General features: G+C 66.7%; 6 protein-coding genes. 4 read left to right on the top strand and 2 right to left on the bottom strand.

Annotated features, from left to right (window positions below; all coding sequences use genetic code 11):
- Nucleotides 1-204: 204 nt before the first annotated feature.
- Both ACZ6C6_RS14790 and ACZ6C6_RS14785 read right to left on the bottom strand, forming a co-directional pair.
- On the bottom strand, nucleotides 205-855 hold the full coding sequence (locus tag ACZ6C6_RS14790) for a hypothetical protein (RefSeq protein ID WP_469202672.1): 651 nt from the start codon (nucleotides 853-855) through the stop codon (nucleotides 205-207).
- A 15-nt stretch (nucleotides 856-870) separates the two neighbouring features.
- On the bottom strand, nucleotides 871-5,013 hold the full coding sequence (locus ACZ6C6_RS14785; protein WP_469202670.1) for a phage tail protein: 4,143 nt from the start codon (nucleotides 5,011-5,013) through the stop codon (nucleotides 871-873).
- Between the two features lie 287 nt (nucleotides 5,014-5,300).
- On the opposite strand from ACZ6C6_RS14785, the gene ACZ6C6_RS14780 reads away from it, so the two are divergent.
- From ACZ6C6_RS14780 to ACZ6C6_RS14765, 4 genes are all read left to right on the top strand, one after another.
- Nucleotides 5,301-6,839, top strand: a complete 1,539-nt coding sequence (locus tag ACZ6C6_RS14780) for a phage tail sheath family protein (RefSeq protein WP_469202668.1) — start codon at nucleotides 5,301-5,303, stop codon at nucleotides 6,837-6,839.
- Between the two features lie 65 nt (nucleotides 6,840-6,904).
- Entirely contained in the window at nucleotides 6,905-7,348 is a 444-nt protein-coding gene (locus ACZ6C6_RS14775; RefSeq protein WP_018099792.1) for a phage tail protein, read from the top strand.
- The gene (locus ACZ6C6_RS14770) at nucleotides 7,348-7,782 is read left to right on the top strand and encodes a hypothetical protein (RefSeq protein ID WP_147974097.1); all 435 of its coding nucleotides are present in this window, start codon (nucleotides 7,348-7,350) and stop codon (nucleotides 7,780-7,782) included. The genes ACZ6C6_RS14775 and ACZ6C6_RS14770 overlap by 1 nt, the downstream gene beginning before the upstream one ends.
- Nucleotides 7,779-7,922: a DUF6760 family protein gene (locus ACZ6C6_RS14765; RefSeq protein WP_018099790.1), complete on the top strand. Its 144-nt coding sequence runs from the start codon at nucleotides 7,779-7,781 to the stop codon at nucleotides 7,920-7,922. The genes ACZ6C6_RS14770 and ACZ6C6_RS14765 overlap by 4 nt, the downstream gene beginning before the upstream one ends.
- The last annotated feature ends 20 nt before the right edge of the window (nucleotides 7,923-7,942 follow it).

Here is a 7,942-nt window from a genome sequence, read left to right as displayed (position 1 = left end):
GACGGCCTCCACCACGCGGTCCAGGCCGTCGCCACCATGCACAACCTCGCCATGACACGGTGAAACAGCAGGTCAGCCACCACTCCGGCCTGCCCAAGCCCGACCTTCTGCAACACCCTTTAGGCCGCCTGACCCTGGCCTCGGAATTCGGACCGTATCTGGGGCTGCTGGCCTGAGACTCCGTGCAGCCCATGGCCCTTCCGGTCACAGGGGGCGCTCGAAGAGCGTGGCGATTCTCGCGGGTTCAGTCGAAAGCATTGCGTGGATTTCTTCCGGAGAGATCACAGGATGATTCACTTCCGGCCGGTCGGTGAGCGTAAGTCCCGGTCGGCAGAGCCGGTAGTCCGTGCCACGCTTGTAGCAGTTGACGGACATCCCCGACCGGCGGAGCAGCGACGTGAGTTCCCGCTCGACCTCGTCGGGGAAGGTGACATAGCAGCCGGATTTCTGCAGTTCGGGGATCACCTCGTCGTAGGCGTTGTCCGGAAGGTCCGACCCGGCCAGCTTGACCTCCACGAGTCCCGGGCATCGCAGAAGAGGGCCGATATCGGTCACCCCGGACCGCTCGATGTGCACCGTGTGTACGTCGAGTTCGCCGATCGCGTCCAGGCTGCCCAGAGCGCTGTCGGCAAGGGAAACGAGGCGGAGTGAAGCCAGCGAGGACAGTTCTTCGAGACCGTTAAGCTCACAGCCCGCCAGTACCAGGATTCTCAGATTCTGGCATGCGGAGATTCCTTTCAGGCTGCGCGCGTGGTTGACAGTGAGGACATCGAGCTCCTGGAGGCGGCTGGGCGATTCTTCAAACCCGGTCCCCAATCTACCTTCGATCGCCGCGTGTACTGCGGAATCCCACATGACGTAACCTCTCTGCTAACTCGACCGCAACTGGCGTGCGGCGTAGTTGAAGTTCTCTACGACGCGCAGGTAGTTCTCTTTCTGGATCTCGGCAAGTTTAGCAACAGTGAGTTCTTTGAGTTCTTCAATGGTGACGCGGGATGTGGTGTTGACGTCGCCGACGTCCACTTCCTTCTTCTTGTAGGTGCCGGAGATGGGAAGGTCACGGACCCGGGGTGGCAGGTTCGGGTCGAGCTCCCCGTTCCACATGATGGCGCCGTTGTCGAGCAGCGAACGCAGATGTTGCAGAAACCCGGTGGGCGTGGCCGCGGCGCCTTCGGATTCCACGTAGCTCTCGAAGATTCCGCGCAATCCGCCCGGTGCGATTCTTGCGTTCGATATCTCCGATCCGCCCCGCATGGCGGGGTCGCCGTGGTAAACGGGGTCGGCGTGGGCGCTGTAGGTGTTCTCCGCGAAGCCGCCGGTATGGACGTGAAGGTTGTCAGCGGTCACCTCGGTGGTGCCGGCATCGACCCGGAGATCCCAGATGACGTCGCAGGTGAAGGAGCGCAGTGCGTTCTGCAGGGTGATCCACCCCTTCGCCACGTCCACGCCGTGGGACTCGCGAGCGGAGACCGCTGTCTCAAGGACGCGCCCGATGTAGTTCGAGGGAATCCATTCGTGTCTGCCGGAGGCGACCTCCCGGAACTTGTCCTTCACCCATTCGGCGTTCGCGCCGACGGCCCAGAGGCGCATGAAATCATCGGACTTGAGCCCGTTCAATTCGCCGCCGACCTCCACCATCCGCTTCAGGAAGTTGACAATCGGTTTGTCGGGTCCGATGTCCTTCGCCAGTTTCACGGCTTCCTGCAGAGTGATGTCGGCTCCCGGGTGCGTGCCCGGCAGCCCGAGGAAGCCCCCGAAGTCCTTGTAGTCCGCCTTGAAAGTTATTTCGGCAAGCTTTGCGGTCAGCTCCTCGTCGGCCTCGTCATTGGCCAGGCTGCGAATTCGTTGCGCACTCTCGGGACCTTTGATCTTCTCCAGGGCCCCGTCCCCGAGTGCCTGATTGAATGTTTCGCGCACATCGTGGGAAGGGATTGGCTGCTTGTTGACGAGTGCGAATTTTCTGAAGACGTCCGTGTCGGCGAGACTCGAGTCGCGAGGTGTCTCGAAGTAACCGATGAGCTTTTTCCTGGTGGCCGCCGAGTTCAACCCGTCGAGGGCGTTCCTCTCCGTACCCCTCAGGAAGTCCTCGGTCCAGATGGACTGGCTGTCGATCTTCGCCCGGCCGAGCTGTTGTCCCCAGTTCTTGTGAATGAGTGCCACGCGTTCCGGCCCGTAACCGGCGAGGACCGTCTTCATGCTCGTGATGATGGCTCTCATGCTGGAGACCTTCGACGTCTCGTCCTCCGTGGGATTGACGGCCCCATGCACGGACCACGCGTCGGCGCCCTCCACTGCCTTGAGCTCGGTGAGTTCGTAGCGCCTGCGAATGGACGCCAGCTGTTTTCTGACATGGGCTGCGGGCAGCAACCCGCCCTCGTAAGAGTTGATGACCCGCAGGGCAGCCTCCATGCCCCGGTCCAGTCGCTTCTTCTTGCCCTGGGGTGTGTCGTCCCTGGTGGCAGGCTTGTCCCTGTCCCTTCGGCCGTCCTTCTTCGAGGGCGCCCCCCGCTCCCCTCGCAGCTTGCGCCACAGCGCCTTGCCCTTCTTGGCGATGAAGTTCACGATCTTGTCGATCGCTCGGTTCACCGGGCGCGACACCGCGTGGAAGACGCTCTTCACCTTCGCGGCCAGGCTGCCGATGCCCAGCAGGGAAGCCAGGAAGCCGATGAGCAGCGGGACGCTCGCGGCCAGGGCGGTTTCGACCATCTTCGGGACGCCCGCCTTGCCGCCGTTGGCTATCGCGACCACCGCGTCCAGGACCGAGTTGACGAACTCCACTATCTGGGCGCCCTGGTTCACCACGAAGGTGACGATGTCGATGATTCCCTTGACCGCGCGGACGAACGCGGAAGCGGGATTCAGGAGGGAGAGGATCCAGGTGATTCCGGCGATGATCACCGTGGGGATCAGGTAGCTCGTCAGTTTTTCCAGGATGGTCGACTTGAGGTCGCCCGCCTCCTCCTGGATCTCCTTGACCGCGCCGGCCGGGCCCTCCCGGGCTATGTTCTGGGCGACCGGGACCGAGGACTCGACCGCCGTCATCGCCTCGTCAGGGACGCCCTTGCGGGTCACGCGGGCCCGGATGTTGGCCCAGGTCAGGCCCAGCAGCGAGCCGATGAGCTGGATAATCCCCTTCATGTCGAACCGCTGCGGGAGTTCGAGGCCCGCCTTCACCGCGGTGCCGAGCAGCCAGGACACGAGGCCGGTCTTCAGGTGGTCGGCGATATTCGTGACGAAGAGGTTCAGGCCCGCGCCGACGGCCGACACCAGGTTGCCCAGGAAGCCGATGGGGTCCTTGATGATCTTCATGATGGCGCCGGCCGCCTTGGCGAGGATGCCGAGCAGCAGGTTCTTCAGCTCGTTGATCGTCTTTATCGCGCCGACGATCGCGTCCTTCGCCTTGTCTATCAGCCCTTTGTTGGCCTCCTGGAGCTTCTTTATCTCCTCGTCGACCTTGTTCAGCGCGGCCGTGTATTTCTGGGCGAGGTCCTGGACCAGCTGGTCCGACTTCTCGTTGACCGTTGCTTCCAGGTCGTCGAATTTTCCGGCGAAGTCCTTCGCCGCCTCTTCGCCGAATTGCCGCAGATCGGCGGGGAGTCTGTCGACTTCCGCCTTCAGCTCGCCCCGCCCCTTCGCGATCCGGGCCTTCGCCTTGCCCAGCTCGGCGCCGATGATGTCGGCGACCGATGAGATCACCGTCTGCATCCGGGACACGTACAGCTTGCGGGCCTCCTGGTAGAGGTTGTTCGCCTCCTCGGGCAGGCCCGCGAACTTGTCCTTCACCCAGCGGGCCTTGCCGGTCCAGCCGGAGTACCGCTTGTCCTTGTACTTCTTCATCCGGCGCATGTGGTCCGCCGTGAACGCGTCCCGGGCCGCCTTCTCACCGGAGGTGAACGCCGCGTCGACCTTCTTGTCCAGGCCGGACAGCGTCGCCTCTACGTCCTTCTTCGTGCCGTCGTAGACCTTCTGGAGCTTCGCCGTGACCTCGGCGCGCTTCTTCTCGTCCTTCGACTTGGTCTCGCCCTTGCCGCCGTCCACCTTCTGCCCGGCCTGCGCACGCGTCGCGGTCAACGTGCTCATCGCGGCGGCGCCCGAAGCCGCGGCGCCCGCCTTCGCGGCGGACAGCTGCCGGGTCTCGGCCGACCTGCCCTTCGCCGGTGCCTTCGCGGAGTCCGCCTCGGCGGTCTTCTTCGCGCTCAGCGCCTCGCTGAACTCGGGCTCGTTGCCCTTGGCGAGCTGCTCCTCGGTGACCTCCGCGTCCGCCATCGCCTTGTCGTTCTGCGCGGGCCCCTCGGAGAAGTCCGTGACCGACGCCGGCTGTTTCTCGGGGATCGCGGCCGCCGCGGACGGTGCCCCGGGGTTGCCGGGCGGCTGGTCCGGGGTGAGCGGGGTGACGGGTTTGTCCTTCGCGGCCGACGTGTCCGGTGGGGCCTTCGTCGCCGTGTCGATGTCCTTGGCCGACGACTCCTTGCCGTCCGAGACCTTGCCGTCGACCTCGGCCTTGACCCGTTCCGCCTTGCCGGACTTGGAGAACTTGTCGGCGTCGTCCAGGTTCTTCGGAGCCTGCGCGTCGATCGCCTTGTTCACCGCGTCGATGAACGCCCTCTTGTCGAACTCGCCCGGCTTCGCGGCGTTCATCTTCTCCGCGTTCGCCGCCTTGCCCTGCGCCTCCTTGTCGTCCGGAGGCGCGACGGCGGCAGCCTGCGACGCCTTGGACTCCGTCGCGGCCGGACGGTGCTGGGCCATCCGCTGCTTCTTCGCCGCGATGTCCGCCTTGACGCCCCGGAAGCCCGGCGCCTGGGCCGGCGACGGCTTGACGGGTGCCGTGTAGCGCTGGGCGACGAGGCGGGAGACGGCCGCGTTGCCGGCCGCCCGTTGCAGCCGCTGGAGACTGCGGCGGTCCGGCGCCGGGGCAGGGGCGGGCGTGGGTGCGGGAGCCGCTTCCGTACGAGGGGAGCCGTCACGGGACCCGGCGGCGGGGGCGGAGGGCGGCTTCTCGGGACCCGCCTTCATACGCCACCTCCCGCCAGTACAGCTGCCCGCACACGGTGGTCAGCCAGGCTGCCGGGCCTCCCGGGGGCGGAGGGAGGACCGGCGGGACGGGGCAGGGGCAGGCCCGTGCGGTGCACCCGGCGCCGTCCCCTTGCCTCTTAGGGCAGCCGCCCCTGCACGCCGGGGCGGCCGACTATCCGTTCCGGGTGATCGCCGAAGTGGCGAGAATCGCCGGTGTTCCCCGGTCGGGCAGCGGTCGTGCGACGGGGTGGCAAGCACGTCGAGGAGCACATCGAGGAGAGGCCCCTATGCCGTCGTACCTGTCCCCGGGCGTCTACGTCGAAGAGGTCGAGTCGGGTTCCCGGCCGATCGAAGGGGTGGGCACATCGGTCGCCGCCTTCGTCGGGTTCGCCCAGCGGGGCCCCTTTGACGAGCCGACGCTGATCACGAACTGGAGCCAGTTCGTCAGCACCTTCGGCGACTTCGTGGACGGGACGTACCTCGCCTCCAGCGTCTACGGCTTCTTCGCCAACGGCGGCGGCATCTGCTACGTCGTCCGCATCGGCGACGGCTCGGACACCGTGGCCGGGGGAGCGGAGGGCGAACTCGCGGCCGGCTCCGAGGTCCAGGTCGGGCCGTACGCCGTCAAGCCGAGGCCGGGCGTGGCCGGCGAGATCAGCGTGGAGGTCGTGGAGGCCGAGGGCGAGGACCCGCCGTCCGACGTGTTCCAGCTCATCGTGAAACGCGACGGCCAGGTCGCGGAGACGTATCCGTCCGTGACGACCAAGCGGAGCAAGGAGAACGTCGCCACCCGGGTCAACGCCAAGTCCGAGCTGATCGAGATACGGGAGTCGGGGCGCGGCGCCGCCCCCGCCCGGCCCGCGCCGCAGTCCGTGACCCTGGCCCCCGCCGCCCCGCCCGCCGGAAGTGCCGGTGCGCTGGCCCCCGAGGTGTACGTCGGCGACGCCGACCGCCGCACCGGCCTGGGCGGCCTCGAAGCGGTGGACGACGTCACGATGATCGCCGTACCGGACCTCATGGGAGCGTACGAACGCGGTCTGCTCGACCTGGAAGCGGTCATCGCGGTGCAGCAAGCCCTCATCAGGCACTGTGAGTTGATGGGCGACCGGATCGCCGTCCTGGACCCGCCGCCCGGTCTGACGCCGCAACAGGTCCGGGCCTGGCGCACCGACCGGGCGAACTTCGACTCGAAGTACGCCACGCTCTACTACCCCTGGATCAGCGTCGCCGACCCGGCCTCCGGCCGAGCCACCCTCGTACCGCCGAGCGGTCACGTCGCCGGGATCTGGGCACGCAACGACGACTCGCGCGGTGTGCACAAGGCCCCGGCCAACGAAGTGGTGCGTGGGGCGGTCGCGTTGCAGACGCAGCTGACCAAGGGCGAGCACGACCTGCTGAATCCGATCGGGCTGAACTGCATCCGGTCCTTCCCCGGACGCGGCATCCGCGTCTGGGGCGCCCGCACCCTCGCCTCCGACCCCGCGTGGCGCTACCTGAACGTGCGGCGGCTCTTCAACTACCTGGAGGAGTCGATCCTCGCCGGCACCCAGTGGGTCGTCTTCGAACCGAACGACGACGCGCTGTGGGCCCGCATCCGGCGCACGGTCTCCGCGTTCCTGGTGAACGAATGGCGCAAGGGCTCGCTCTTCGGCCTCACCCCCGACGAGGCGTTCTACGTGAAGTGCGACCGGGAGACGAACCCGCCGGAAAGCGTCGACGCGGGTCAGGTCGTGTGCGAGATCGGCGTGGCGCCCGTGAAGCCGGCCGAGTTCGTCGTGTTCCGCCTCTCCCAGCTGACCGGCGGGACCGGGGGTGTGGACGAGTGACCGGCGCGTGCCGCCCCCCAGTTCAGTGACCGGCCCGTCCCCGAACCCGGCGTAAGGAGCCTGTGGTGCCACTTCCCGATCTCGACAGTTCCGTCGGGCACTCCTTCGGTCTCGAATTCGACAGCGTCGTCATCAAGCAGATCACCGAGGTCAGTGGTCTGAAGATGGAGCAGGACGTCATCGAGCTGAAGCAGAACACCGCCGACGGAAAGTACGCCATCAAGAAACTGCCCGGCCGCCCGAAGGCCGGCGAGGTCACCGTCACACGCGGTCTGACCGAGGACAACAGCTTCGAGCGCTGGATCAAGGACTCCCGCTTCGGCCGCATGACGAACGCCCGCCGCAACGGCGCCGTCATCGTGTACGACTACGAGGGACTGCCGATCAAGCGCTACAAGCTCATCAACGCCTGGCCCAAGTCGCTGGAGATCGGCACGCTCAAGGCCGGGGACACCTCGGTGCTCACGGAGAAGCTGGCGATCACGTACGAGAGCATGGAGCTCGACTGATGCGGCGTTCGGTCCAGTTCCAGGCGCCTCCGGAACGGGACACGGGCACCGGCCGGTCCGAACCGTTGCGGACCGAGTTCACCTTCGAGCTGCCGCGCGGATACGTCGACGAGTCGGGCACCGTGCACCGCAGTGGGGTGATGCGGCTGGCGACCGCCCGGGACGAGCTGGTCCCCCTGCGCGACGACCGGGTCCGCGAGAACTCCGCGTACCTCTCGGTCGTGCTGATCTCGCGGGTGGTGACGCGGATCGGAACGGTCGAGGACATCCATCCGGGGGTCATCGAGGACCTGTTCGCGTCGGATCTCGCGTTCCTCCAGGACTTCTACCGCCGGATCAACGCCGAGGGCCACACCCGCGCGGCCGTCACCTGTCCGTCCTGCGACGAGGAGTTCGCGGTGGATCTCGCCGGTGGCCGCCTGGGGGAATCATGACGTACGCGGCCGACCTGCTCTACGAGGAGGTCGCGTACCTCGCCTATCACTTCCACTGGCCGCTGGACGACCTGCTGGACCTGGAACACCCGGAACGCCTGAAGTTCGTCGCGCAGGTCGCCCGCCTCAACGGGCAGTAGCCAGGAGCACGGAGGAGGAC

Source organism: Streptomyces sp. NPDC041814 (assembly GCF_055590565.1).
Note: the sequence above shows the minus strand (reverse complement) of the source record. Positions and strands in the feature narration are given on the sequence as shown.